We start from the raw sequence: 22,540 nt of genomic DNA on the forward strand, positions 1-22,540 counted from the left end.
TCGATGCCCGACGACCCGGCGCTACGGCGTCGGGTCGTCGTCGTCGGAGTCGGGGATCGCCGCGGCGGTGACGGCGGGGTGCGTCGCCAGGTAGCGCTCGACGCGGCGATCCGGGACGAGCCAGATCACCGCGACCGCGACGAACGGCACGAGACCGAGCCAGGGCGTGACGTACGCCAAGCCGATGCCGAGCAGGTAGAGCAGGGGCGAGATGACGCCCTTGACGTTGCGTCCGAACGCCTCCCGCAGCCGCTCGCCGCCCGGGCGCCGCGTGATCACCTGCTGGAGGACGTAGTACGCCACCCCGGCGGCCATCAGATTGAGGCCGTAGACCACGGTCGGCACCTGCGCCACGCGGGTCTCGGTGAGCCACGCCGTCGTGAACGGGTACAGCGACAGCCAGAACAGCAGGTGGAGGTTCGCCCACAGCACGCCGCCGCTCACGGGCGGGCGCAGCTGGAAGAGATGGTGGTGGTTGTTCCAGTAGATCCCGATGTAGACGAAGCTCAGCAGGTAGGTCAGCAGCCCGAGCCCCGACGTGTGGATCAGGTCTGCCCAGTGGGTTCCCGTCGGCACCGCGAGTCCGAGGACCATCACGGTGATGATGATCGCGAGCACGCCGTCGCTGAACGCCTCCAGGCGCCCGGAGGTCATCGGCGCGCCCCCTCGCGGCGCTCGCGTGCGGTCACGCGCAGCCCCGATGCGATGAGGCGGCGCACGAGTTCGTGCCCGTCCACCGGGGTCGCCCCGGCGGAGACCAGGCGATCGTGAGCCTCGTCGGGGACGTCGTAGTGGTCGCGGTCGAAGGCGCGCGGAGGGATGCCGTTCGCCGCGGCGAACGCATGGAGCTCGGCGAGATTGTCGTCGGAGACGAGGTGCGCCCACAGGCGTCCGTGCGCGGGCCAGCGCGCGTCGTCGATCAACACGGTCACGCGCCGATCCTACGCACGCGGCCGCCGGGGGAGGGCCTGCCCGACACGCGCCCGGGGCGCTTTTGCCAGTTCGGGCGGCATCCGGTAAAGTAGTCCCTTGGTGCACCGTGCCATCCGCCCCACTCGGATGCTGCGGGACATGCGAATCGCGCCCGCCATTGCGGTCCCTCTGCTGGCGTGCGAAGCAAGCACAGTCTTCCCGTGTGAATACGGAGCGGTCCCCGCTCCCCAACGAAACAGGTATGAAGTGGTTTACGCAGTAGTGCGCGCCGGTGGTCGGCAGGAGAAGGTCGAGGTCGGCACGGTTGTCGTTCTCGACCGTCAGAAGGCGAATGTGGGCGAGACCATCGAGCTGCCCGCCGTGCTGTTCGTGGACGGCGACGCCGTCACGACCGACGCCGACAAGCTCGCGAAGGTCACCGTCACCGCCGAGGTCCTCGGTGAGGAGCGCGGCCCCAAGATCGTGATCCAGAAGTTCAAGAACAAGACCGGCTACAAGAAGCGCCAGGGCCACCGTCAGGACCTGACCCGCGTCAAGGTCACCGGAATCAAGTAAGTCACAGGAGACGTAGAGATGGCACACAAAAAGGGCGCAAGCTCCACCCGTAACGGCCGCGACTCCAACGCCCAGCGACTCGGCGTGAAGCGCTTCGGCGGCCAGGTCGTCGGCGCCGGCGAGATCATCGTCCGCCAGCGCGGCACGCACTTCCACCCCGGCGCGAACGTCGGCCGTGGCGGCGACGACACGCTGTTCGCGCTTGCCGCGGGCGCGGTCGAGTTCGGCACGAAGGGCGGCCGCAAGGTCGTCAACGTGGTCGAGGCCGCGTAAGGCTTCGAGCAGGTCTCAGCCGCCGCAACGGCGGCCGAGTAGTCTCAGACGAGGGGCGGGCTTCGGCTCGCCCCTCGTTTCATATCCACCCTCATCCCAGATTCCCGGGAGGCATCCCCCATGGTCACCTTCGTCGACCGAGTGACGCTGCACCTGCGCGCCGGAAAGGGTGGCAACGGCTGCGTCTCGGTCCGTCGCGAGAAGTTCAAGCCGCTGGCCGGCCCGGACGGCGGCAACGGCGGCAACGGCGGGGATGTGGTGCTGGTCGCCGACCCTCAGGTGACGACGCTCCTGTCGTATCACCACTCGCCGCACCGTCACGGCGGCAACGGCGGGTTCGGGATGGGCGACAACCGCTCCGGGGCGCTGGGGGAGTCGATCGAACTGCCCGTGCCGGTCGGGACGGTCGTGAAGGATGCCGACGGCGAGACGCTGGCCGACCTCATCGAACCCGGCACGCGCTTCGTCGCGGCGCCGGGCGGGCGCGGGGGACTGGGCAACGCGGCCCTCGCGACCACGAAGCGCAAGGCGCCCGGCTTCGCGCTGCTGGGCACTCCCGGCTGGGAGGGCGACGTCGTCCTCGAGCTGAAGACGGTCGCCGACGTGGCGCTGGTGGGCTTCCCCTCCGCGGGCAAGTCCAGCCTCATCGCGGCCGTGTCGGCCGCGCGGCCGAAGATCGCCGACTACCCGTTCACCACGCTGCATCCCAACCTGGGCGTCGTCGCCGCCGGCGACGTGCGGTACACGATCGCCGACGTCCCGGGGCTCATCGAGGGCGCGAGCGAGGGCCGCGGGCTCGGCCTCGAGTTCCTCCGGCACGTGGAGCGCTGCTCAGTGCTGGTGCACGTGCTCGACTGCGCGACGCTCGAACCCGGCCGCGATCCGCTCAGCGATCTCGAGGTCATCCGGCAGGAGCTGGCCGCGTACCCGGTGCCCGAGGGCCAGACGCCTCTCCTCGACCGGCCGCAGGTCGTCGTGCTGAACAAGCTCGACGTCCCCGAGGCCAAGGACCTCGCCGACCTCGTGCGCCCCGACCTGGAGGCTCTCGGTCTGCGGGTGTTCGATGTCTCGACGGTGTCGCACCAGGGGCTGCGCGAACTGACCTTCGCGCTCGGCGAGCTCGTCGCGGAGCACCGCGCGGAGACCACGGAGGCCTCGCCCGGCCCGCGCATCATCATCCGGCCCAAGGGGTCGGAGCGCGAGTTCGAGGTGCGTGTCGAGGGCGGCACCTACGGCCCCGTGTACCGGGTGCTGGGCGACAAGCCGCTGCGCTGGGTGCAGCAGACCGACTTCCAGAACGAAGAGGCCGTCGGCTTCCTCGCCGACCGCCTCGAGCGGCTCGGCGTCGAAGACGAACTGTTCCGCGCCGGTGCCACGCCGGGGGCGACGGTCGTCATCGGCGACCAGGGCGGCGTGGTGTTCGACTGGCAGCCCGCCCTCAGCTCGGCCGCCGAGCTCATGACCGCGCCGCGCGGCACCGACCCGCGGCTGTACGACGGCGGACGCCGCACCACGTCCGAGCGTCGCGAGCAGTACCACGAGCGGATGGACGCGAAGGCGGCCGCCCGGGCCGAGCTCGAGGCGGAGCGCCTCGCGGAGTCGTCCTGGGTCGACGCCGACGAGGACGACGAGGGATGACGGCGCGCGATCGCCGCGACCTCGCGACCGCGCGTCGCATCGTGGTGAAGGTCGGGTCCTCGTCGATCTCCGGTGAGAACGCCGACCAGATCGGCCCGCTGGTCGAGGCCCTCGCGGCGGCGCACGCGCGCGGCTGCGAGGTGGTCCTGGTGTCCTCCGGTGCGATCGCGACGGGGATGCCGTTCCTCTCTCTCGACGAGCGGCCGACCGATCTCGCGACCCAGCAGGCGGCCGCCGCGGTCGGGCAGAACGTGCTCATCTACCGGTACCAGGCAGCGCTGCGCGAATTCCACATCGTGGCCGGCCAGGTGCTGCTCACGGCCGGCGACCTCGAGAACCACACGCACCGCTCCAACGCCCAGCGCGCCATGGAACGCCTGCTCGGCCTGCGCATCCTGCCGATCGTCAACGAGAACGACACCGTCGCCACGCACGAGATCCGCTTCGGCGACAACGACCGCCTCGCCGCCATGGTGGCGCAGCTCGTGCGCGCCGACGCGCTGGTGCTGCTCAGCGACGTGCCGGCGCTGTACACCGCACCGCCCGGGACCCCCGGCGCCGAGGTCATCGACACCATCGAGTACGGCACGCCGCTGGATCGCTTCCAGTTCGGATCCACCAAGGTCAACGGCGTGGGCACCGGGGGAGCGGCGACCAAGGCATCCGCCGCACGACTGGCCGCAGCATCCGGAACCGGTGTGCTGGTGACCCGCGCCGACCTCGTGGCCGACGCCCTCGGCGGGGCCGCGGTGGGTACGTGGTTCGCGCCCAACCCGGCCCCCGTCGCGCCGGTGATGGCGCACGCCTCGGTAGACTGACCGGATGAGCAGCACGACGACGGAGGCGACGGTCGCGACCCCGGAATCGGAGGCTCCGACGGCCGCCGAGCGGATGCGCCGCGCCAAAGAGGCGTCGCGGTCGGTCGGGCTCCTCTCCGACGCCCGCAAGCGCGAGGCGCTGCTCGCGATCGCAGACGCGATCGACGCGCACGCCGCCGAGGTGGTGGCCGCGAACGCCCTCGACCTCGAGCGCGGGCGCGAGAACGGCCTCTCCGACGGCCTGCTCGACCGGCTGACCCTGGACGCCTCCCGCGTCGCCGCCCTCGCGGCCGCGGTGCGCGACGTGGCGGACCTGCCCGATCCGGTGGGCCGCATGCTCGACGAGCGCACGCTGCCCAACGGCATCCGCCTGCAGAAGGTCAGCGTTCCGTTCGGCGTGATCGGCTCGATCTACGAGGCCCGTCCCAACGTCACCGTCGACATCGCCGCCCTCGCCCTGCGCTCCGGCAACGCCGTGGTCCTGCGCGGCGGCAGTGCCGCGCTCGAGTCGAATCGCGCGCTCGTCGGTCTCATCCGCGGGGCGCTGAACGGCGTCGGCATCGACCCCGAGGCCGTCCAGACCGTCGATGACTTCGGCCGCGACGGCGCGCGCGCCCTGATGGCCGCTCGCGGCGTGGTCGACGTGCTCGTCCCGCGCGGAAGCGCCCAGCTGATCGAGACGGTCGTCACCGAGTCCGCCGTGCCGGTGATCGAGACCGGAGCCGGTGTCGTGCACATCTTCCTCGACGCCTCCGCCCCGCTGGAGCGGTCGCGCGACATCGTCGTCAACGCGAAGGTGCAGCGCCCGAGCGTGTGCAACGCCGTCGAGACCGTGCTCGTGCATCAGGATGCCGCGGACCGCATCGTGAGGCCGCTCGTTGCGGCGCTCCAGGATGCCGGGGTCGTCGTGCACGGGGACGCCGAGGTCGCGCGTCGCGCCGAGGGGGTCGTCCCCGCCGTCGCCGACGACTGGGCGACGGAGCACATGAGCCTCGAGCTGTCGATGCGGGTGGTGCCCGACCTCGACGACGCGCTCGACCACATCCGCCGCTACTCGACCCACCACACCGAGTCGATCATCACCGACGACGAGGCCTCCGCGGAGCGCTTCCTCGCCGAGGTCGATTCGGCCGTCGTGATGGCGAACGCGTCCACGCGCTTCACCGACGGAGGCGAGTTCGGATTCGGCGCCGAGGTCGGCATCTCGACGCAGAAGCTGCACGCCCGCGGCCCGATGGGCCTGCCCGAGCTGACGAGCACCAAGTGGCTCGCGCGCGGCACCGGGCAAGTCCGCCCCTGACGAACTACACTGAAAGCTCAGCGCGCCCCGCAACCGACGGTGAATGCGCTCATCTCTGAAACGGAGCACCGATGACCCTGGCCACGCAGCTGATCGCCTTTGCCGCTGAAGGCGGCGCCGAGGGCGGCAACGTCATGCTCGAGACGATCGTGTTCCCGATCATCGCCATCTGCGTGTTCGGCGGCCTCGCGCTGGTCACCTCGTCGTACCGCCACGTCGCCAACCGGCACGCCCACAAGGCGGAGGCCTTCGCACGGGCCCACGAGGGCGACCTGCGGCAGGCAGGACACGGCCACTGACGTCTCGCATGACGGCGACACGCGCTCCGCGCATCGGGGTGATGGGTGGGACATTCGATCCCATCCATCACGGGCACCTGGTCGCGGCCAGCGAGGTGGCGCAGTCGTTCGACCTCGACGAGGTCGTGTTCGTGCCGACCGGCGAGCCGTGGCAGAAGTCGCAGGTGTCTCCGGCCGAGCATCGCTACCTGATGACGGTCATCGCGACGGCATCCAACCCGCGATTCACCGTCAGCCGGGTCGACATCGACCGCGACGGGCCGACGTACACCGTCGACACGCTGCGCGATCTCCAGTCGCAGCGGCCGGATGCCGAGCTCTTCTTCATCACGGGAGCCGACGCCGTAGCGCAGATTCTCAGCTGGAGAGACCATGATGGTCTGTGGGACCTCGCCCACTTCGTCGCCGTGTCGCGACCAGGACACGTGCTCAGCACCGCTGGGCTGCCCTCCGCAGGAGTGAGCCAGCTGGAGGTTCCCGCGCTCGCGATCTCGTCGACGGACTGTCGAGAACGCGTGAGCAACGGCCACCCCGTGTGGTACCTCGTTCCCGACGGGGTCGTCCAATACATCGCGAAGCATCATCTTTACCGGAGCATGGCATGAGCACACCCGATCAGCCGGAAACTCCCCAGCTCACCCGCAAGCAGATGCGTGAGCTGCGCAACACCGGCGCCACCCCGGTCATCACCGGCCCCGGCGCCGCGGACGCCGCCGAACAATCCGCTCCGGCCGCCGCCCCCGAGCCCGCGCCGCGGCCGGTCCCCACCCCGGCCGCCGCCCCCGTCGTGCCGGCCCCGGCGCCGACCCCCGCCCCGATTGCTCCCGCGGTCGTCGCCCCCCTGCCGCGAGCGGCCGAGCCGGTCGTGATCCCGCCGGCCCCCGTGGCCGATGCGAGCGTCGACCTGGGCACCGCTCCGCTCACCCGTCGCCAGGCGCGTCAGCAGGAGCGCATCCGCACGGCGTCGGTTCCGGTCATCACGCCGGAGGTCGCGGCCGGCGCTCTGGCACCCAACGTCGCGCTTTCGGCGGTTCCGCAGGCGCCCGCCCCGGCGCCGGCTCCGGCCGAGTCCTCGACCACGGACGCGCCGACGCGCATCATCGCGAGCGTCCCGCCCGCCCTCGCGCCCGAGCGCCCCGCGACGACGGAGCCGGCCGAGCCGGTCACGGCCCTGTTCGCCGGACCGACGGCCCCCGCCCCGGCCTTCCCGACCGAGGATCCGTCGCACCCGCTGCCGGATCACCTCGCCGCGCCCGATGACGACGACCTGCGCATCTTCGAAGACGAGGGCGGTCCGAGCGCCCCCGAAGGGCCGCGTGCGACGGTCAACCCGGCACTCGGTGCGGGTCTCCTCGCCGGCGCGGCCTCGACGAGCCCGGTCACGTCCTTCGACCAGCTTCTGCAGCGCGACACCGCCACCACCGGCTCGATCGCCGGACCGAGCACGCTCATCGTGTCGCAGGCACCGACCGGGGCGTCCCTGGTCGCCCCGGTGGCCGCGACGGGCGAGGTCATCGTCACCGGCTCCTGGAACCTGCCGGAGGGGATGGGCTCGACCGGGCATGCTCCCGGCACCACCGACGGCAAAGAGATCGACGCGACCCTCGTCGACGGTGAACTCCCCACACATTCCTCGCCCACGCCGATCTCGGCCAGCGCCGCGGTCAGCACGGCTGTCACGCCCGATGAGATCATCACGCCGCCGGCCCCCGAGAAGGGGAACAAGCTCATGCTCACGCTCGCCATCACCGCGGGTGTGCTGGCCGTCGCCCTGATCGGTGTTCTCGTCTTCGCCCTCGTCACAGGAGTCTTCAAGTGACCGCAACCGAAAACGGCCGTCAGATGCTGCAGATCGCGGCACGTGCCGCCGACAAGCTGGGCGGTGAGGACCTCGTCGCCCTCGACGTCTCCGAGCCGCTCCCGCTGGTCGACGTCTTCCTGCTGGTGACCGGCCGCAGCGAACGCAACGTCGCGGCGATCGCCGACGAGGTGGAGGATCGCCTGCTCGAGGCCGGTCACAAGCGGCTGCGCCGCGAGGGCCGGCAGGAGGCGCGCTGGGTCCTGCTGGACTTCGGCGACCTCATCGTGCACGTGTTCCACCCCGATGAGCGCACCTACTACGGTCTCGAGCGCCTCTGGAAGGACTGCCCGACGGTCCCCGTCGAACTGACGGCGCCCGCCGAGGTCGAGGCCTGACCGCTTCGCGGAGTCACTGAAGGCAGAACTCGTTGCCCTCGGGATCCTGCAGCTGGTAGTACCGCTCGCCCCACGGACCCCAGTCCTGTTCGACGAGTCGAACGACGCTCGCCCCGAGCGCGACGAGACGATCCTTCTCCGCGTCGAGTTCGTCGGGAGCGGGCCGGCGGCCCGGCGTCGCCGCGATGTCGAGGTGGATGCGGTTTCGGCCCGTCTTCCGTTCGCCGGCGTGGTGGAAGAACAGCCGTGGCCCGATGCCGTCGGGATCTTCGGCGAGCCCGCGGTGGGCGAGATCGACCTCGGTCAGTCCATTTGCGAGCAGCATGTCTTTGAGCTCGCCGTCGAACTCGGTGTGCGGATACCCGAAGACGTCCGCCCAGAAGTGGGACAGTCGAACGGGATCGTCCGCGTAGAACGTGATGTTGCCGAGACCGGCCATGGCGCCTCCATCCATCGGATGCGCCGAGACTACGCCGGGGCTCCGACAACGCGCCCGGGATGCCGGCCGAGTTCGGGCCCGCGCGAAATGTGTTGTAAGGTAGAGGAGTTGCCCCGGGAGGCCGGGAAGACGAAAAGATGGGCCTGTGGCGCAGCTGGTAGCGCACCTGCATGGCATGCAGGGGGTCAGGGGTTCGAGTCCCCTCAGGTCCACCATCACCCCCGGAAAGACGCGGTACTTCGCGGATCTCCGGGGGTTTTCTGTCGGACTGAACGGCCGCGTTCGCCGTTCTCGTGCTGCGATGCGCTTATCTGTCCTGGGCACGGGGCGCAGGGCCGCGCGGAGCTGTGCGGGGATCGGCCGCCGGGTCAGGACGCGCTGTCGTCTCGGCATCCTGCGGCGAGGGGCGCCCCAGCCGCCGGAGGCTGCGGTCGAACACGGTCACCAGGAAGAACACGATCGAGATCCCGATGACGACCCAGCCGAGCGTATGCAGGCCGCCGGTGGTCGCGCGAGCGCCGTACACGTTGCCGTAGACGACCGACGAGATGATCGCGCCGAGATACATGAAGGTGCGCAGCAGTCCTGCGGACGACGCGATGCGCTCGGGCTCGGCCTGGTAGTACAGCGTGTTCTGGATGGCGAGGTTGTTCAGGCCCTGCGGGATGCCGAGCACGAGCATGGTGACCACGAGCATCCAGATCGGGGAATCGCCCGTCATGAAGAGCACCAGCACGCCCGCGACGAGCTGGGCGATCGAGCCGACGAGCAGCTTCCAGAGGACCTCGGGGCGGCGGCCGAACGTGATCGAGGCGATGATCCCCGCCGCGAACACCGGGAGCAGCACGAGGCCCGCTCCGGTGGCGGTGAGTCCGCGCCCGTCTTCGAGCCACTGCGTGAATCCGTAGACGAACGTGTAGGCGATGATCGCGGTGAGCGTCGAACGCAGGTAGGTGAGCAGCAGCGGGACGTTGCCGCCGAGCACGCGCACATCGATGAACGGCTCCGCCGTGCGCAGCTCCCAGGACACCATCGCCGCGCCGGCGACGAGCGCGACCGCCAGCAGCCAGACGAGGCCGAACGAGATGTTCTGCAGGAACACCAGCAGGGCGAGCATCGTGATCGCGAACAGCGCGACACCGGCGGCGTCGATGCGGGGACGGTCTGCGGGTGCGGGTTCGAGTCCCGTCTTGCGCGGGAAGAAGATCCAGCCGAGCACCACGCTCGCGATCCCCAGCGGGATGTTCACCGCGAAGGTCGCCCGCCAGCCCCAGGTGCCGATGAGGAGTCCGCCCAGGGTCGGGCCGACGACCGCGACCGTCTGGGTGGTGACGGCGAGGGCGGTGAGGATGCCGGCCGGCGACGCCATGCCGGTGCGCCGCCCCTCGGCGCGGATCATGTGCATGGCAGCGGGGTATCCGGCGCAGGTGCCGATGCCGAGGATGACCCGGGATGCCACGAGCCACCAGATGCTGCTCGAGGACGTCGGCGCGAACAGGCCGATCGCACCGGCCAGCGCCACGAGCGCGCCTCCCGCGAGGAACAGGCGCTTGACGCCGAAGATGTCCACCAGGCGCCCCACGAGCGGCTGACCGATGGCAGTGACGAGGTACAGGCTCGACACGAGCCACACCGTGTCGGATGCGGGGGCGCCCAGGGCGATGCCGATCGGGGTCAGTGCGACCGCGATGATCGCGGTGTTGACCGGGTTCAGCGTGGCGCCGAGCATCATCGGCGCCAGCAGTCGCCTGTCGAAGCGATCGGCGGGCGGAGGCTTCAGCGCCATCAGGCGAGCACCCGCTGCAGGATGGCGACGGCCTCCCCGAGAGTGCGCAGTTCGTCCGCACTGACCCGGGTGCCGAGCGTTTCTTCGAGCCAGGCCGCACCGGCTTCGCGCTGCCCCTCGACGTGCTGCCATCCGGCCTCGGTGAGGTCGATGATCTGACGGCGTCCGTCGCGCGGATCCGGGGTGCGGGTGACCAGGCCGGCGCTCTCGAGCGCCTCGATCGTCGCGGCCATGGACTGCGGTCGCACCTTCTCGGCGGCGGCGAGGACGCTGACCGTCGAGACGCCGCCCTTGCTGAGGCGGGCGAGTGCGGAGGCCTGGGACGGCGTGATCTCGTCATCGGCGCCCGCCTCGCGGAATCGGCGCAACAGGCGGGCGACGACGGCGCGCAGGTCGATCGCGACGTGGACTGCGGAGTCGGTGCGTTGCTCGGGCATATAGACAGGCTAAACTGTTCAGTTGTACCTGGCTATCCTTCCGTGACCGGCGCGTCCGCCCAGGGACGAGGTGTTCCCGGTTTGTAAGCATCCGGGCGGGCGCCGGCGCTGCCTTCGTTCGTAGCGTCGAAGACATGCCGGTCGACATCATCCTGCCCTGCCTCGACGAACGGGACGCGCTGGCCGCAGTGCTGTCGCGCGTCCCTCCCCACTGCCGGGCGATCGTCGTCGACAACGGCTCGTCGGACGGTTCGGGGGAGTGGGCGGCGGCACACGGTGCGACCGTCGTCGACGAGCCGGTGCGCGGGTTCGGCTCCGCGGCCCATCGCGGGCTCCTGGCCGCCACCGCTGACATCGTCGCGTTCTGCGACGCCGACGGCTCGCTCGACCTCGCAGAACTCGACCGCGTCTGCCGACCGGTCATCGCGGGGGAGGCCGATCTGGTGCTCGGGCGCCGGCGACCGGCATCCGGCCGCGCCTGGCCGGTCCACGCACGGGTGGCGAACGCCGCCCTCACCGCGCGGCTGCGCGCGCTCACCGGACTCACCCTGCGCGACCTCGGCCCGATGCGCGCCGCCCGTCGGGCCGACCTGCTCGCGCTCGGCCTCACCGATCGCCGGAGCGGCTACCCGCTGGAGATGGTGCTGCGAGCGAGTGAAGCCGGCTGGCGCATCCGAGAAGTGGACGTGACCTACCGGCCGCGCATCGGGCGATCGAAGGTGACCGGCACCGTGCGCGGCACGTTCTCGGCGGTCGCGGACATGTCCCGCCTGCTGCACGAGGCGCGCGCATGACCGCGGTCGTCGTCCTGGCGAAGGAGTGCCTGCCGGGCCGGGTCAAGACCCGGCTCTGCCCTCCGTTCACCGCAGCGGACGCCGCCGCGATCGCCGCCGCGAGCCTCGCGGACACACTGACGCTCGTGCGCCGGATGCCCGTGGACCGGCGGGTTCTGGCGTTCGACGGCAACCCGGACTTCGACACGTCCGGGTTCGAGGTGCGCCCTCAGGACTCCGGTGCCCTGGACCTGCGGATCGGCGCCGTGCTCGATGACTTCGCGGAGCCGGTGCTGCTCCTCGGCATGGACACCCCGCACCTGCGCATGTCGGACGTCGAGGCGGTGTTCCGCTCCTGGGAGCACGAGGCCGCGGTGGAGGAGGCATGGTTGGGCCCCGCCTCCGACGGCGGATTCTGGGCCCTCGCGATGGGCCGGCCCGACGGCGAGGCGGTGCACGGGATCCCGATGTCGCGAGCGGACACCGGGGCGCGCGTGCACGCTCACCTCCTGCGCCGCGGGTATCGGGTGAGAATGCTGCCCACGCGGACCGACATCGACGACGTCTACAGCCTCCGACGCGTGCTGCCGGCCGTGCCGCCGGAGGGCAACCTGCACAAGATGTTCCGCCATCCGGACGCCGGCGCGCTGCTGCTGGCCCGACTCACGGTCGACCCGTGACGTTCCCGGCGATGGCGCCCGCGTTCGGAGCCGGCGGGTCGGAACCGTACGAGCGCGTGCTGCTCGGCGCAGCATCCGCCCTCACTCTGCGCGATGCCGCCGCCGGGCGGCCGGGCGTCGCGGTGGACGTGGGGCGTTTCCTGGGCGACCCGTCCGCCGCCGAGCGGCGACTCCTCCGGGCGCGGCGCGGCCCCGTGCTGGACATCGGCTGCGGGCCGGGGAGGATGCTGCTGGCCGCCGCCCGCGCTCGGCGCCCCGCGCTGGGGATCGACGTGTCCGCGGCATCCGTCGCGATCGCCGCGGCCCGCGGTGTGATCGCCCTGCACGGCTCGGTCTTCGACGCCCTGCCCGCAGAAGGCACGTGGGCCACGGCCCTGCTCCTGGACGGGAACATCGGCATCGGAGGAGATCCGAACCTCCTGCTGGCGCGATGCGCCGAACTGCTCCACCCCGCAGGCGTCATCGTGGTCGAGACCCACCCCGACGAAGACCGGGACGCACGCTTCGCGGGGATCGTCGAGGACGACTCCGGTGCGGTCAGCGAGACCTTCCCCTGGGCGGAGGCCGGAGCGAACGCGCTGCGGCGGCATGCGCGCGCCGCGGGGCTGACGTGCCGGCGCGAATGGCGCGCGGCGGGGCGTTCCTTCGCCGAGTACGGCTTCTGACGTCCGGCCCGCCTAACGGCGATCGCGGCGGCGCTCCCGGGCGTCGGCCGACCAGGAGAACACCAGCACGAGACCTGCGATCGCGATCCCGAGCACGACGAGCCGGGCAGCGTAGTCGCCCTGCAGGACGGTCGGATTGGCGTTGCCGCGCAGCTGAGCCCAGATCTCGGGGATGACGAACAGCGCCGTCGTGGCGAAGGCCATGAACCCCGTCTCGATCGCCACGGTGACGCCGCGCGCCCATCGCACACCCCATGCCCGCAGGCGGGATCGGGCGACCGACAGCGCCGGCACGAGGAGTCCGTCATGGATCACCACCGCGGCGGCCAGCCACACCACGACCCAGGCGACTTGCACCGGGGCGATCGTCGTCACCAGGGTCAGGGCTCCGAAGCCGGCGGTCCCGACGCCGACCGCGACGAGGGCCGCCCGCACGATCCCGGCGCGTGCGCTCATGCGTGCTCCGCGATCGTCTGCAGCCACTTCGTCTGCAGCGCGCCGGGCCGGCCGGGGACGATGATCCGCGCCGGATACCCGTGGTCGAGGTCGAGGGTCTCTCCGTTGACCCGCAGGGCGACGAGCGCCAGCGGATCGCGCGCGTACTCCGGACCCAGGGTCGTGGAACGGTACCCGCCCCTCGTCTGCAGGCTGTCGAGCCGGATCGTGCTCCGGGGTGGGATGCCGGCGGCATCCAGCAGGTCGGCGAGGCGAATCCCCGACCAGTCCGCGGTCGTGCTCCATCCCTCCACGCACGCGATCGGCAGGCGGGCGGACGCCTGCGGCATCGCCGCCAGCTGCGCCCGCGAGAGCGCGACCGTGCCGCGAGGACCGGTCACGCGCAGCCGCCAGCCGGCGGAGAGAGCGGATGCGGTCACCCCCGCCTGGGCACCGGTGCGATTGACCGGGAGCGACTGCGGGCCGGCACCCTTGACGCGCGGTGCGAAGGCGTTCAGCGGTACGAGCGCCCCGAACGACTGGCCTCCGGTGAGAGCGCCGAGGAGCACCGCCGACGCCCCGACCCCGAGCAGGAACGCCCGCCGGCTCGGGGGCCGTTCATCGTTCATGGGGCGACTCCTCGCGATCGGGTGCCGTTGCCGCGGGACTCCGCCGCCACTCGCGCATGATGAGGGGGAGCTTGATGCCGACGTGCACGGCGATGAGGCCGATCAGCACCCACGACAGCGCCCAGTGCGTGCGCGGGAACGAGAAGGGCCACGGGTACCACTGGAAGGTGTTCAGGGTGCCCATCAGCAGCTGGAGCAGCGCCGTGCCGACCAGCGCGGCGATCGATGCGCGTTCGATCGCGTGGGAGAACGACCGCACCGGCGGCCACTCGAACAGCCGCGGATAGACCACCCAGAGCTTGGCGAGCAGCAGCGGGATGAGCATCTCCCCGATGGTGACGTGTGCTCCCTGCGTCCACGCGTAGAGCGAGACGGGTCGCGTCGGGAGGGCGAGCCCGGGAATCGGGTGCTGCAGGAGGTGGCTGTACACCCCGGTGGCGAAGCACACGAGCATGCCCGCGCCGAGCAGCCGCCCGATCACGACGGCCGTGCGCGGGTTCCGCTCGGGCGTTCCGAGAGCACGCCGGGCGGCGGCGAAGCGCGGCTCCAGCCGGCCTCCGATCCGATCCACGAGGCGGGACATGCCGTCATTGTGTCCCGGCGGGAGGGGACGGCAGCGGGCCGTCGGCTTACGAACCGGGGACAACATCCGTCATCGGTTCGTCACCGGATGCACGTGCGACGGCGACGCCCGGTTGCGAACGTGGGCTCATGCACGCACAGCAGCCCATCGATATCGCGGTCATCGGCGGCTCCGGGATGTACGAGCTGATCGACGAACCGGAGATTCGTGTCGTCTCCACGCCGTACGGCGCACCGTCCGCCGGGATCGCCGTGGGCCGATTCGCCGGACGGACCGTCGCGTTCCTCGCCCGGCACGGATCCGGCCACTCGCTGTCGCCTCGCCGCGTGCCGTATCGGGCCAACGTGTGGGCGCTCGCGTCCCTCGGCGTCCGGGCGGTGATCGCCACGGCGGCCGTCGGGAGCCTCCACCCGCAGCTGCCGCCCGGGCAGTTCGTCGTGCCCGACCAGCTCCTCGATCGCACGGGGCGCATCGACGACACCTTCTTCGAGGATGTGCCGCAGCATCTTCCGTTCGCCGATCCGTTCTGCCCGGCCATCCGCGCCGCTCTCGCAGACGGGCTCTCGGCGAGCGGCGAGGCGATGACGACGGTCGCGACGACGGCCGTCATCCGGGGTCCGCGATTCTCCACGCGCGCCGAATCCCGTGCGCTGCGTGCCGAGGGCGCCGACGTCGTCAACATGACCCAGTACCCGGAGGCGGCCCTCGCCGCGGAACTCGGGCTGGGCTACGCGAGTCTCGCGTTCGTCACCGACGCGGATGCCGGACCGGGCAGCGGAAGCCCCGTCGTCACCGCCGAGACGGTGCTGCAGCGGCTGTCGGAGGCCCGACCGCGGATCGTCGCGGTGCTGGATGCCGCGATCCGCGCGCTGCCTCGTGACTACGCACCCCGGACGCTCGTGCCGCCGGAGGTCGTGCGCACGCTCCTCGCGGGATCTCCGGCATGACGGGCATGCTCCTGATCACCGGCGGGGCCGGGTTCATCGGGTCGCACGTGGTGGAGGCGGCGCTGGGAGCGGGCATGCGGGTGCGCGTGCTGGACTCGCTGCGGCCCGACGTCCACCCGGTGAGGCCGGATGGCTGGACGCCCACGGCGGTGTGCGGTGACGCGGAGTTCCTCGTCGGCGACGTCACCGATCCATCGGTCGCCGCCCGCGCGGTGCGTGGCACCGACGCGGTGCTGCACCTCGCCGCGAAGGTGGGGCTCGGCGTCGACTTCAGCGATGCGCCGGACTACATGCACACCAACGCCTCCGGGACCGCCGTGCTGTTGCGGGCGATGACCCGCGCCGGCGTCTCGCGGTTCGTCCTGGCCTCCTCGATGGTCGTCTACGGTGCCGGCGTGAGCTGCGACGAACGCGGCCGCCTGGCAACGCCCCACCGGACGGCCGCCGACCTGGCGGCGGGGCGGTTCGAGCCGGTCTCTCCCCGGACCGGTTCGCCCGTTTCGCCGGCGCTCACGGGAGAGGACGACGGAACCGATCCGCGCAACGTCTACGCGGCGTCGAAGCTCGCGCAGGAGCATCTCGCCGCCGCGTGGGCCCGCGAGACCGGCGGACGGGCCGCACTGCTTCGCTACCACAACGTCTACGGGCCGCGGATGCCGCGCGATACGCCGTACGCGGGCGTGGCCGCGATCTTCCGCTCCTCGCTGGCCGCCGGACGAGCCCCGCAGGTCTTCGAGGACGGCGGTCAGCGCCGTGACTTCGTCCACGTCCGCGATGTCGCCGCCGCCAACCTCGCGGCACTGGCCTGGACGCAGGATCCCCGGGCATCCGCCCCGCCCGCGCGCGCCTTCAACATCGGCTCCGGAAGCCCCCGCACCGTCGGCGACCTGGCAGACGCCCTCGCCGGGGCCCTGGGCGGCCCCGCCCCGCAGATCGCCGGGGGATACCGCCTCGGCGACGTCCGGCACATCACCGCGTCCGTCACCCGGGCCCGCTACGAACTCGACTGGCGCGCCGAGATCGACTTCGCCGACGGCATCCGGGAACTCGCGTCCACGCGGTTCCGGCGCCCGGTGCCGCCACCGTGATGACGCGACCGACCCGGGCGGCGTGGGCGGGACTGGGCGTCACGATCGCGTTGATCGCCGTCGCCGCCGCGGTGCCGCCGCTCACCGGCTGGGCCGTGCACAGCCTGGGCGTCGCACCGCTCCACGGGCCGTGGCAGCCGCGGGTCGGTCCGGGAACGCCCGCGGCCATCCTGCTCGCCGTCGCCGCCGTCGTCTTCGCACCCCGGATCACGCGCTGGCCCTGGTGGCGGCTCCAGGTCGTCGTCGTCCTGGCCGGGATCGGCTGGATGCTGAGCCTGGCCACGGTGGACGGCTGGGCGGGCATCGCCGCGCAGCTCGACCACGGCAACGACTACCTGCCCACGGCGCGGACCATCACCGACGTCGGGGCGATGCTGCGCGAGTTCGTCGCCCGGATCCCGTTCAGCGCCGCCCCGCACAATTGGCCGGTGCACGTGGCGGGGCATCCGCCGGGGGCCGTGCTGTTCTTCGTGCTGCTGGTGCGCCTCGGCCTCGGCAGTGCGATCGCGTCGGGCCTGGTGATCGTGCTCCTCGCGTCGACCACCGCCGTCGCCGTCCTGACCACCATGCGCCGGCTCGGCGGCGAGGAGGCCGCGCGCCGATCCGCGCCGTTCCTCGTGATCGCGCCCGCGGCGATCTGGATGGCGAGCACCGGCGATGCCGTCTTCGCGGCCGTCGCCGCGTGGGCGCTGTGCACCCTGGCCCTCGCCGCGACGTCGGTCGGCGTGCGCGCACGGGTGTGGGCGGGAGCGTCCGGCATCCTGTTCGGGGTCTGCCTTCTGATGTCCTACGGGCTGGCGCTCGTCGCCGTCCTCGCGCTCGCGGTGCTCGTCCTCGCCCGGAGCCTGCGACCGCTCCCGTGGGTGGTCGCGGGCGTCGTGCTGGTCGTCGGCGGATTCGCCGTCGCAGGCTTCGCGTGGTGGGAGGCACTGCCGGTCCTGACCCGCCGCTACTGGGACGGTCTCGCGTCCTCCCGGCCCGCCGCGTACTGGACCTGGGCGAACCTCGCCGCCTTCGCGGTCAGCACGGGTCCGATCGCCGGAGCCGCCGTCGCGACCGCCGGCGCGGCGGCGGCCGCGCGCCTGACCGGCGCCAGGCCGCCGTTGCCGCGTGCCGCGGTCGTGGCGATCGTGCTCTGCCTCGCGGCGGTCACGACGGTGCTGCTGGCGGACGCCTCGCAGATGAGCCGCGCGGAAGTCGAGCGCATCTGGCTGCCGTTCGTGCCGTGGACCCTCGTCGGCACGGCACTGCTCACGCCACGGTGGCAGCGGTGGGGGCTGGCCGGGCAGGCGGTGTTCGCACTCCTGGTCGAGCATCTCGTCAAGACCGGGTGGTGATGCGCCGTGCGTTGTCACCGAGCCGTAAGGTCAGCACCCCGGCCCGACCAGGGCGCCGACGTACGATGACGGCATGGCGATTGACCCCGAGGCCGACCCGCCGGCCGCTGTGGGCGCCCTCAGCGATCGGCGCATCCTCGTCGTCGAGGACGACGAGACGGTGCGCGAGGTGGTGCGCACGTACCTCGAGGCGGCGGGCTGTCTCGTCGACGAGGTGGGCGACGGGTTCGCGGCGATGGACCTGCTCGCCGAGCGCGTCCCCGATCTGATCGTGATGGACCGCATGCTGCCCGGCATCGACGGCGTCGAGGTGTGCCGGCGGATCCGCGCGGAGCGCGATGTCCCGGTCGTCATGCTGACTGCCCTCGGAGCGACGGACGACCGGATCGACGGGCTCGAGGCCGGCGCGGACGACTACCTGACGAAGCCCTTCTCGCCGCGCGAACTGGTGCTCCGGGTGGGCACGGTGCTGCGCCGGAGCGTCGCCGACTACGCGCCCGAGGTCCCCTTCGACGTCGGCGGATTCACCCTGCATCCCTCGGCGCGCTACGTGCTGAGAGACGGCGTGCCGATGGCGCTGTCCACGCGCGAGTTCGACCTGTTCGCGTTTCTGCTCAAGCATCCGACGCGCGCGTTCACGCGGGAGGAGCTGCTCAAAGAGGTCTGGGGGTGGCGCTACGGCGACCTCTCGACCGTGACCGTCACGATGCGGCGGCTCCGCGAGAAGGTCGAAGACGATCCGGCGCGCCCGCGCATCCTGCAGACGGTGTGGGGCGTGGGCTACCGTCTCGATGCGGATGCCGCATGATCCCCCTCGCCGATCTCGCCGCGATTATCGGGATGGCGCTCGCCGCCGCGGTCGTCGTCGGCCTCGCCGGCATCGTGGCACTGCGCCTGGCGCGGCGCGCGTCGATCCTGCTGCAGGTCTCGATCGTCGTTCTCACCGGGACGCTCGCGACAGCGCTCGGCATGGCGGCGGTCGCGCGCGCCATGTTCCTCTCGCTGCACGACCTCACCGTCACGCTGTGGGTGGCCGGGGTCTCGGCCGTCGTGTCGCTCGTCGTCGGCATCGTCCTGGCGGCGACGTTCGTGCGGCAGACCCGTCGCGTGCGCAGCATCGCGCAGGCCCTCGGCGAGGGGGAGGCCGTCGCCGCGCCGGATGCCGCGGCATCCGAGCTTGCCGCGGTCGTCCAGGAGCTCGAGCTCACCAGCCGGCGCCTGGCGGATGCCCGAGCCGAGGTCGCGGCGCTCGAGGCTTCGCGTCGCGAGTTCGTCGCCTGGATCTCCCACGATCTGCGCACACCCCTCGCGGGTCTCCGGGCGATGGCCGAAGCGCTCGAGGACGGCCTCGCCAGCGACCCGCAGCGCTTCCACCGCCAGATGCGGCTGCAGGTCGACCACCTCTCGGACCTCGTCGACGATCTGTTCGAGCTGTCCAAGATCCAATCCGGGCGCCTGACCCTCTCCGTCGAGCCCGTCTCCCTGCACGACCTGGTCAGCGACGCGGCCGCAGAGCTCGCCGCGTTCGCCGAGACGCGGTCGGTGACCATCAGCGAATCGCCCGGCGCCGACGTGATGGTGCCCGGCGACGCCCACGAGCTGGGCCGCGCCGTGGGGAACCTGCTCATCAACGCGATCCAGTACTCGCCGACCGGCACGGCGGTCTCGGTCACGACGCACGTGCGCGACGACGGACGCGCGGTGCTGAGCGTCGTCGACCAGGGCGGGGGCATCCCCGCCGCAGACCTGGAAGACGTGTTCCGGGCCGGATGGCGGGGCGCGGCGTCACGCACCCCGTCCGCCGACCGGCGCGACGACAGCCGGTCAGGACGCTCGGGAGGGGCCGGGCTGGGCCTCACCATCGCCCAGGGGATCGTGGCGGCGCACGGCGGAGAGATCCGCGTGCGCAACGTCGCCTCCGGGGCGCGCTTCGACGTGCTGCTGCCGCTCCTGGCCGGCCAGGGATCGCCGGGGGAGGCCGGCGGTCAGCCGAGCTCGGCGGATGCCGCGCGCAGTTCGGCGAGCGCCTGACGCGTGTAGTACGCGAGATCGACCTCGGCCGTCGACTCGGCCCAGAGCGTATACCCGCGCTTGAAGGCCAGTACGCCCAGCTCGGCCGCGACGTGGGCCGTGGCATCCGGGACCCCGCGTGCGATGAGGGCGTCCGAGGTCGCGGCCGCCAGCCCCACGCTCTTGAGAGCTTCGCGTTCGCGGAGTTCGGCGCTCGCGGCGACGGCCGCCTTCATCCGCGGGCCGAGCTGCCGGTTCATCGAGCCCATCGCCGCAGACACGCGGTCGAGACCGAGGGACACCGCTTCGAGGGGCGTCGCGTCGTCCGGCGCGTCCGCGATCCCCTCGGAGATCAGGGTGCTCAGCGTCTCCTGGCCGGCGACGAGCACGTCCCGCTTGTCGGGGAAGTGGCGGAAGAAGGTGCTCTTGGTGACACCGGCGCGCTCGGCGATCTGGGCGACGGTGGTGGCGTCGTAGCCCTGCTCGGTGAACAGGTCCACGGCGGCGACGACCATTCGTTCTCGGGCACCCGGTTCCCATCGCGGCATGCGTTGATTCTATCCGATGGGACAATTGTCCCGTCGCGGGTCTAGACTGATGGCACAAAGGTCGCATCAACGCGAGGGAGCACCATGCATGTCTTCATCACCGGTGGCACCGGTCTGATCGGATCCGTCGTCGTCGCCGAACTTCTCCGCAGCGGTCACACCGTCACGGGTCTCGCGCGTTCGGACCGAAGCGCCGCGGCGCTCGAGGCGGCGGGGGCCGACGTGCTCCGCGGCGCCCTGGGCGACGTCACCACGGTGCGCGGCGGCGCGGAGCGCGCCGACGGCGCCGTCCACCTCGCCTTCGGCAACGACTTCTCCAGCCCCGAGGCCCTGGCTCGCGACATCGCCGACGAGTCCGCGGCGGTCGCGGCGATCGGCGATGCTCTCGTGGGCACCGGCAAGCCGTTCGTCTCGGTCTCGGGGACTCCCGCCATCCCCGGGCGGGCGTCGCTCGAGACCGATCCGCTCCCCACGGTCGGGCCCGTCGCCGGCCGGTCGGTCACTCTCACGTCGATGCTCGGCCTGGCCGATCGCGGAGTGCGGACGAGTGCGGTCCGTCTGCCGCGCACGGTGCATGCGGACGGCGCCGGCGGGTTCGCCGGACTGCTCACGCGTTTCGCCCGCGAGTCCGGTGTCTCCGGCTATCCGGGCGACGGTACGCAGCGCTGGCCGGCGGTGCACGCACGGGATGCCGCAGTGCTGTTCCGGCTCGCCCTCGAAAGCGCGCCCGCCGGCTCCAGCTGGCACGCCGTCGCAGACGAGGGCGACGCCGTGCGCGACATCGCGGCGGTCATCGGACGTCGCCTGCAGGTTCCGGTGCAGGCGGTCCCGCCGGAGACCTACGGGACCCTCGGTCCGATCTTCGCGGCCGACCAGCCGTCCTCGAGCGCGTACACCCGGGCGACCCTGGGGTGGAATCCGACCCATCCGAGCCTGCTGGAAGACCTCGAACTGATCCGGCCGTGAGAGCCGATTGTCCCAAGACGGCGCGCCCGCGGCAACCGCCTTCCGTGACGCTCTGCTCGCGCGAGACTGAGGAGCGCAGGGTGTCCCGGCGCGTCCGGCGGACGAGCCGACCTGCCTGACGAGAGGAAGGCAACCATGGCCACGCCGACCGACACGTCCAGCGAGCCGCAGTCTCCGGACCGGGCAGACGGGCGACGGCATCCGGACCGCCTGCGGGGCCGCACCTGGAAGTACGTCATGCGGCGGACGATCCGGGAGTTCGGTCAGGACCAGGGCACGGATGCGGCGGCGGCGCTGACCTACTACGCCGTGCTGTCGCTGTTCCCGGCCCTCATCGCGGTGTTCTCCCTGCTCGGGGTCTTCGGTCAGAGCGGCAATGCCGCCGGCGCCGTCCTCGACGTCCTGTCGCAGGTGGCTCCCGCGGGCACGGTCGCGACCCTGCGCGGGCCGATCGAACAGTTCGCCCATGCGCCGGGAGCAGGTCTCGCGCTGGTCGTCGGCATCCTGCTCGCGCTCTGGTCGGCCTCGGCGTACGTGGGCGCATTCGCGCGCGCCATGAATCGGATCTACGAGGTGAGCGAAGGGCGCCCGTTCTGGAAGCTGCGTCCCGTCCTGCTCCTCGTCACGGTGGTCACGGTGGTGGCGATGGCGCTCCTCGCCCTCGTCCTCATCCTGTCCGGCGGCCTCGTCGATGCGATCGGACGATTCCTCGGTGCGAGCGCCGCCGCACGCATCGCCTGGAACATCCTTCGCTGGCCCCTCATGCTGCTCGTGGTGATCCTCCTGGTGACGGTGCTCTACCGGATGACGCCGAACGTGAAGCAGCCGCGGGCGCGCTGGATCACCGCCGGCTCGCTCCTGGCCATCGTGGTGCTGGTCGCCGGAACCCTGGTGTTCGCACTGTACGTCGCGAACTTCTCCAACTACGGGCGCACCTACGGGTCGTTCGCGGCGGTGATCATCTTCCTGCTGTGGCTGTGGATCGCGAACCTCGCCCTGCTGTTCGGCGCGGAACTCGACGCCGAGATCGAGCGGGGTCGCGAACTCCAGGCCGGCGTGGCCGCCGAACGCCATCTCGAACTGCCGGTGCGCGACAGCCGGCGCAGCGACAAGGCAGAGGCCAAGGACGAGAAGTCGATCGAGGACGCGCGGAGCATCCGCGTCGGCGCGGCGGCGGCCGACTGACCTCGGACGAAGGACAGGGA

The 22,540-nt window shown here is 71.8% G+C and carries 28 protein-coding genes and 1 tRNA gene; 20 read left to right on the forward strand and 9 right to left on the reverse strand.

The genetic code is table 11. The features are described 5' to 3' along the window. Positions 1-21: 21 nt before the first annotated feature. Together LK09_RS04335 and LK09_RS04340 are read right to left on the reverse strand one after the other, a co-directional pair. Positions 22-654 (reverse strand): TMEM175 family protein, encoded by a 633-nt coding sequence (locus LK09_RS04335; protein WP_052226409.1) that lies wholly within the window; start codon positions 652-654, stop codon positions 22-24. Beyond that, positions 651-932 (reverse strand): DUF4031 domain-containing protein, encoded by a 282-nt coding sequence (locus LK09_RS04340; protein WP_039396488.1) that lies wholly within the window; start codon positions 930-932, stop codon positions 651-653. Before LK09_RS04340 ends, LK09_RS04335 begins: the two co-directional genes overlap by 4 nt. Positions 933-1,179: 247 nt before the next feature. Between LK09_RS04340 and rplU the strand changes: the two genes are divergently transcribed. From rplU to rsfS, 9 genes are all read left to right on the forward strand, one after another. After that, entirely contained in the window at positions 1,180-1,488 is a 309-nt protein-coding gene (gene rplU / locus LK09_RS04345) for a 50S ribosomal protein L21 (RefSeq protein WP_039396490.1), read from the forward strand. 18 nt (positions 1,489-1,506) lie between these two features. Next, positions 1,507-1,761: a 50S ribosomal protein L27 gene (gene rpmA, locus LK09_RS04350; protein WP_039396491.1), complete on the forward strand. Its 255-nt coding sequence runs from the start codon at positions 1,507-1,509 to the stop codon at positions 1,759-1,761. A gap of 120 nt (positions 1,762-1,881) precedes the next feature. Beyond that, complete coding sequence (gene obgE, locus LK09_RS04355; protein WP_039396493.1) at positions 1,882-3,399, forward strand: GTPase ObgE; 1,518 nt, start codon at positions 1,882-1,884, stop codon at positions 3,397-3,399. Then, positions 3,396-4,217, forward strand: coding sequence for a glutamate 5-kinase (gene proB / locus LK09_RS04360; RefSeq protein WP_039396495.1), 822 nt, complete (start codon positions 3,396-3,398; stop codon positions 4,215-4,217). The genes obgE and proB overlap by 4 nt, the downstream gene beginning before the upstream one ends. A 4-nt stretch (positions 4,218-4,221) precedes the next feature. After that, positions 4,222-5,517 carry a glutamate-5-semialdehyde dehydrogenase gene (locus LK09_RS04365; RefSeq protein ID WP_082008052.1) on the forward strand — a complete coding sequence of 432 codons (1,296 nt, stop codon included), beginning with the start codon at positions 4,222-4,224 and terminating at the stop codon, positions 5,515-5,517. Positions 5,518-5,588: 71 nt separating this feature from the next. After that, a complete protein-coding gene (locus LK09_RS04370; RefSeq protein ID WP_039396497.1) occupies positions 5,589-5,816 on the forward strand; it encodes a hypothetical protein in 228 nt (75 codons plus the stop codon). 8 nt (positions 5,817-5,824) lie between these two features. Next, positions 5,825-6,421, forward strand: coding sequence for a nicotinate-nucleotide adenylyltransferase (gene nadD / locus LK09_RS04375; RefSeq protein ID WP_039396499.1), 597 nt, complete (start codon positions 5,825-5,827; stop codon positions 6,419-6,421). Next, positions 6,418-7,635, forward strand: a complete 1,218-nt coding sequence (locus LK09_RS04380; RefSeq protein ID WP_039396500.1) for a hypothetical protein — start codon at positions 6,418-6,420, stop codon at positions 7,633-7,635. The genes nadD and LK09_RS04380 overlap by 4 nt, the downstream gene beginning before the upstream one ends. 23 nt (positions 7,636-7,658) lie before the next feature. Next, positions 7,659-8,012: a ribosome silencing factor gene (gene rsfS / locus LK09_RS04385; protein WP_197060999.1), complete on the forward strand. Its 354-nt coding sequence runs from the start codon at positions 7,659-7,661 to the stop codon at positions 8,010-8,012. A gap of 13 nt (positions 8,013-8,025) precedes the next feature. On the opposite strand, the gene LK09_RS04390 is transcribed toward rsfS, so the two are convergent. Continuing rightward, the gene (locus LK09_RS04390; protein ID WP_039396502.1) at positions 8,026-8,451 is read right to left on the reverse strand and encodes a VOC family protein; all 426 of its coding nucleotides are present in this window, start codon (positions 8,449-8,451) and stop codon (positions 8,026-8,028) included. Positions 8,452-8,590: 139 nt separating this feature from the next. On the opposite strand from LK09_RS04390, the gene LK09_RS04395 reads away from it, so the two are divergent. Beyond that, positions 8,591-8,666: transfer RNA gene (locus tag LK09_RS04395), tRNA-Ala, on the forward strand. A 92-nt stretch (positions 8,667-8,758) separates the two neighbouring features. Here the strand turns inward: LK09_RS04395 and LK09_RS04400 are convergent. Next, positions 8,759-10,237, reverse strand: coding sequence for an MFS transporter (locus tag LK09_RS04400; RefSeq protein WP_082008055.1), 1,479 nt, complete (start codon positions 10,235-10,237; stop codon positions 8,759-8,761). After that, the gene (locus LK09_RS04405; protein ID WP_039396503.1) at positions 10,237-10,674 is read right to left on the reverse strand and encodes a MarR family winged helix-turn-helix transcriptional regulator; all 438 of its coding nucleotides are present in this window, start codon (positions 10,672-10,674) and stop codon (positions 10,237-10,239) included. The genes LK09_RS04400 and LK09_RS04405 overlap by 1 nt, the downstream gene beginning before the upstream one ends. Positions 10,675-10,808: 134 nt before the next feature. On the opposite strand from LK09_RS04405, the gene LK09_RS04410 reads away from it, so the two are divergent. The 3 genes from LK09_RS04410 to LK09_RS04420 are packed head-to-tail and all read left to right on the forward strand — an operon-like array spanning position 10,809 to position 12,792. Then, positions 10,809-11,468, forward strand: a complete 660-nt coding sequence (locus tag LK09_RS04410) for a glycosyltransferase family 2 protein (protein ID WP_039396505.1) — start codon at positions 10,809-10,811, stop codon at positions 11,466-11,468. Beyond that, on the forward strand, positions 11,465-12,127 hold the full coding sequence (locus LK09_RS04415; protein ID WP_082008056.1) for a TIGR04282 family arsenosugar biosynthesis glycosyltransferase: 663 nt from the start codon (positions 11,465-11,467) through the stop codon (positions 12,125-12,127). Before LK09_RS04410 ends, LK09_RS04415 begins: the two co-directional genes overlap by 4 nt. Further along, on the forward strand, positions 12,124-12,792 hold the full coding sequence (locus tag LK09_RS04420; protein ID WP_039396507.1) for a methyltransferase domain-containing protein: 669 nt from the start codon (positions 12,124-12,126) through the stop codon (positions 12,790-12,792). Before LK09_RS04415 ends, LK09_RS04420 begins: the two co-directional genes overlap by 4 nt. Positions 12,793-12,804: 12 nt before the next feature. On the opposite strand, the gene LK09_RS04425 is transcribed toward LK09_RS04420, so the two are convergent. Genes LK09_RS04425 through LK09_RS21905 form a run of 3 tightly spaced genes read right to left on the reverse strand, consistent with a single transcriptional unit; the run spans position 12,805 to position 14,439 of the window. Next, positions 12,805-13,248 (reverse strand): hypothetical protein, encoded by a 444-nt coding sequence (locus LK09_RS04425; RefSeq protein ID WP_052226410.1) that lies wholly within the window; start codon positions 13,246-13,248, stop codon positions 12,805-12,807. Further along, complete coding sequence (locus LK09_RS21900; protein WP_231562955.1) at positions 13,245-13,856, reverse strand: molybdopterin-dependent oxidoreductase; 612 nt, start codon at positions 13,854-13,856, stop codon at positions 13,245-13,247. Before LK09_RS21900 ends, LK09_RS04425 begins: the two co-directional genes overlap by 4 nt. Then, positions 13,846-14,439: a hypothetical protein gene (locus LK09_RS21905; protein ID WP_231562956.1), complete on the reverse strand. Its 594-nt coding sequence runs from the start codon at positions 14,437-14,439 to the stop codon at positions 13,846-13,848. The genes LK09_RS21900 and LK09_RS21905 overlap by 11 nt, the downstream gene beginning before the upstream one ends. A gap of 128 nt (positions 14,440-14,567) precedes the next feature. Here LK09_RS21905 and LK09_RS04435 point away from each other — a divergent pair, with 128 nt between their 5' ends. The 5 genes from LK09_RS04435 (at position 14,568) to LK09_RS04455 (ending at position 19,842) form a co-directional block, all read left to right on the forward strand. Beyond that, on the forward strand, positions 14,568-15,386 hold the full coding sequence (locus LK09_RS04435; RefSeq protein ID WP_039396509.1) for an S-methyl-5'-thioinosine phosphorylase: 819 nt from the start codon (positions 14,568-14,570) through the stop codon (positions 15,384-15,386). Then, positions 15,383-16,474, forward strand: coding sequence for an NAD-dependent epimerase/dehydratase family protein (locus LK09_RS04440; RefSeq protein ID WP_039396511.1), 1,092 nt, complete (start codon positions 15,383-15,385; stop codon positions 16,472-16,474). Before LK09_RS04435 ends, LK09_RS04440 begins: the two co-directional genes overlap by 4 nt. Next, positions 16,474-17,811, forward strand: coding sequence for a glycosyltransferase family 39 protein (locus tag LK09_RS04445; protein WP_039396519.1), 1,338 nt, complete (start codon positions 16,474-16,476; stop codon positions 17,809-17,811). The genes LK09_RS04440 and LK09_RS04445 overlap by 1 nt, the downstream gene beginning before the upstream one ends. 73 nt (positions 17,812-17,884) lie before the next feature. Beyond that, positions 17,885-18,619 carry a response regulator transcription factor gene (locus LK09_RS04450; RefSeq protein WP_039396523.1) on the forward strand — a complete coding sequence of 245 codons (735 nt, stop codon included), beginning with the start codon at positions 17,885-17,887 and terminating at the stop codon, positions 18,617-18,619. Beyond that, the gene (locus tag LK09_RS04455) at positions 18,616-19,842 is read left to right on the forward strand and encodes a sensor histidine kinase (protein WP_082008057.1); all 1,227 of its coding nucleotides are present in this window, start codon (positions 18,616-18,618) and stop codon (positions 19,840-19,842) included. Before LK09_RS04450 ends, LK09_RS04455 begins: the two co-directional genes overlap by 4 nt. On the opposite strand, the gene LK09_RS04460 is transcribed toward LK09_RS04455, so the two are convergent. Then, a complete protein-coding gene (locus tag LK09_RS04460; protein ID WP_039396525.1) occupies positions 19,797-20,369 on the reverse strand; it encodes a TetR/AcrR family transcriptional regulator in 573 nt (190 codons plus the stop codon). The two genes, LK09_RS04455 and LK09_RS04460, sit on opposite strands and share 46 nt — an antisense overlap. Positions 20,370-20,453: 84 nt before the next feature. Here LK09_RS04460 and LK09_RS04465 point away from each other — a divergent pair, with 84 nt between their 5' ends. Then, positions 20,454-21,335 (forward strand): SDR family oxidoreductase, encoded by an 882-nt coding sequence (locus LK09_RS04465; protein ID WP_039396528.1) that lies wholly within the window; start codon positions 20,454-20,456, stop codon positions 21,333-21,335. Positions 21,336-21,470: 135 nt separating this feature from the next. Beyond that, positions 21,471-22,520, forward strand: a complete 1,050-nt coding sequence (locus tag LK09_RS04470; protein WP_039396530.1) for a YihY/virulence factor BrkB family protein — start codon at positions 21,471-21,473, stop codon at positions 22,518-22,520. Positions 22,521-22,540: the final 20 nt, after the last annotated feature.

It is taken from the genome of Microbacterium mangrovi, from assembly GCF_000802305.1.
GTDB classification, from domain to species: Bacteria; Actinomycetota; Actinomycetes; order Actinomycetales; family Microbacteriaceae; genus Microbacterium; species Microbacterium mangrovi.

Coding starts and splice junctions, on each gene's coding strand:
- LK09_RS04380 (WP_039396500.1), top strand. CDS start 6,418: ATGAGCACACCCGATCAGCCGGAAACTCCCCAGCTCACCCGCAAGCAG.
- LK09_RS04460 (WP_039396525.1), bottom strand. CDS start 20,369: ATGCCGCGATGGGAACCGGGTGCCCGAGAACGAATGGTCGTCGCCGCC.
- LK09_RS04440 (WP_039396511.1), top strand. CDS start 15,383: ATGACGGGCATGCTCCTGATCACCGGCGGGGCCGGGTTCATCGGGTCG.
- obgE (WP_039396493.1), top strand. CDS start 1,882: ATGGTCACCTTCGTCGACCGAGTGACGCTGCACCTGCGCGCCGGAAAG.
- LK09_RS21900 (WP_231562955.1), bottom strand. CDS start 13,856: ATGAACGATGAACGGCCCCCGAGCCGGCGGGCGTTCCTGCTCGGGGTC.
- LK09_RS21905 (WP_231562956.1), bottom strand. CDS start 14,439: ATGTCCCGCCTCGTGGATCGGATCGGAGGCCGGCTGGAGCCGCGCTTC.
- LK09_RS04405 (WP_039396503.1), bottom strand. CDS start 10,674: ATGCCCGAGCAACGCACCGACTCCGCAGTCCACGTCGCGATCGACCTG.
- LK09_RS04365 (WP_082008052.1), top strand. CDS start 4,222: ATGAGCAGCACGACGACGGAGGCGACGGTCGCGACCCCGGAATCGGAG.
- rpmA (WP_039396491.1), top strand. CDS start 1,507: ATGGCACACAAAAAGGGCGCAAGCTCCACCCGTAACGGCCGCGACTCC.
- LK09_RS04335 (WP_052226409.1), bottom strand. CDS start 654: ATGACCTCCGGGCGCCTGGAGGCGTTCAGCGACGGCGTGCTCGCGATC.
- LK09_RS04450 (WP_039396523.1), top strand. CDS start 17,885: ATGGCGATTGACCCCGAGGCCGACCCGCCGGCCGCTGTGGGCGCCCTC.
- LK09_RS04465 (WP_039396528.1), top strand. CDS start 20,454: ATGCATGTCTTCATCACCGGTGGCACCGGTCTGATCGGATCCGTCGTC.
- LK09_RS04455 (WP_082008057.1), top strand. CDS start 18,616: ATGATCCCCCTCGCCGATCTCGCCGCGATTATCGGGATGGCGCTCGCC.
- LK09_RS04410 (WP_039396505.1), top strand. CDS start 10,809: ATGCCGGTCGACATCATCCTGCCCTGCCTCGACGAACGGGACGCGCTG.
- rsfS (WP_197060999.1), top strand. CDS start 7,659: ATGCTGCAGATCGCGGCACGTGCCGCCGACAAGCTGGGCGGTGAGGAC.
- LK09_RS04435 (WP_039396509.1), top strand. CDS start 14,568: ATGCACGCACAGCAGCCCATCGATATCGCGGTCATCGGCGGCTCCGGG.
- proB (WP_039396495.1), top strand. CDS start 3,396: ATGACGGCGCGCGATCGCCGCGACCTCGCGACCGCGCGTCGCATCGTG.
- LK09_RS04370 (WP_039396497.1), top strand. CDS start 5,589: ATGACCCTGGCCACGCAGCTGATCGCCTTTGCCGCTGAAGGCGGCGCC.
- LK09_RS04445 (WP_039396519.1), top strand. CDS start 16,474: ATGACGCGACCGACCCGGGCGGCGTGGGCGGGACTGGGCGTCACGATC.
- LK09_RS04470 (WP_039396530.1), top strand. CDS start 21,471: ATGGCCACGCCGACCGACACGTCCAGCGAGCCGCAGTCTCCGGACCGG.
- nadD (WP_039396499.1), top strand. CDS start 5,825: ATGACGGCGACACGCGCTCCGCGCATCGGGGTGATGGGTGGGACATTC.
- LK09_RS04390 (WP_039396502.1), bottom strand. CDS start 8,451: ATGGCCGGTCTCGGCAACATCACGTTCTACGCGGACGATCCCGTTCGA.
- LK09_RS04400 (WP_082008055.1), bottom strand. CDS start 10,237: ATGGCGCTGAAGCCTCCGCCCGCCGATCGCTTCGACAGGCGACTGCTG.
- LK09_RS04425 (WP_052226410.1), bottom strand. CDS start 13,248: ATGAGCGCACGCGCCGGGATCGTGCGGGCGGCCCTCGTCGCGGTCGGC.
- LK09_RS04415 (WP_082008056.1), top strand. CDS start 11,465: ATGACCGCGGTCGTCGTCCTGGCGAAGGAGTGCCTGCCGGGCCGGGTC.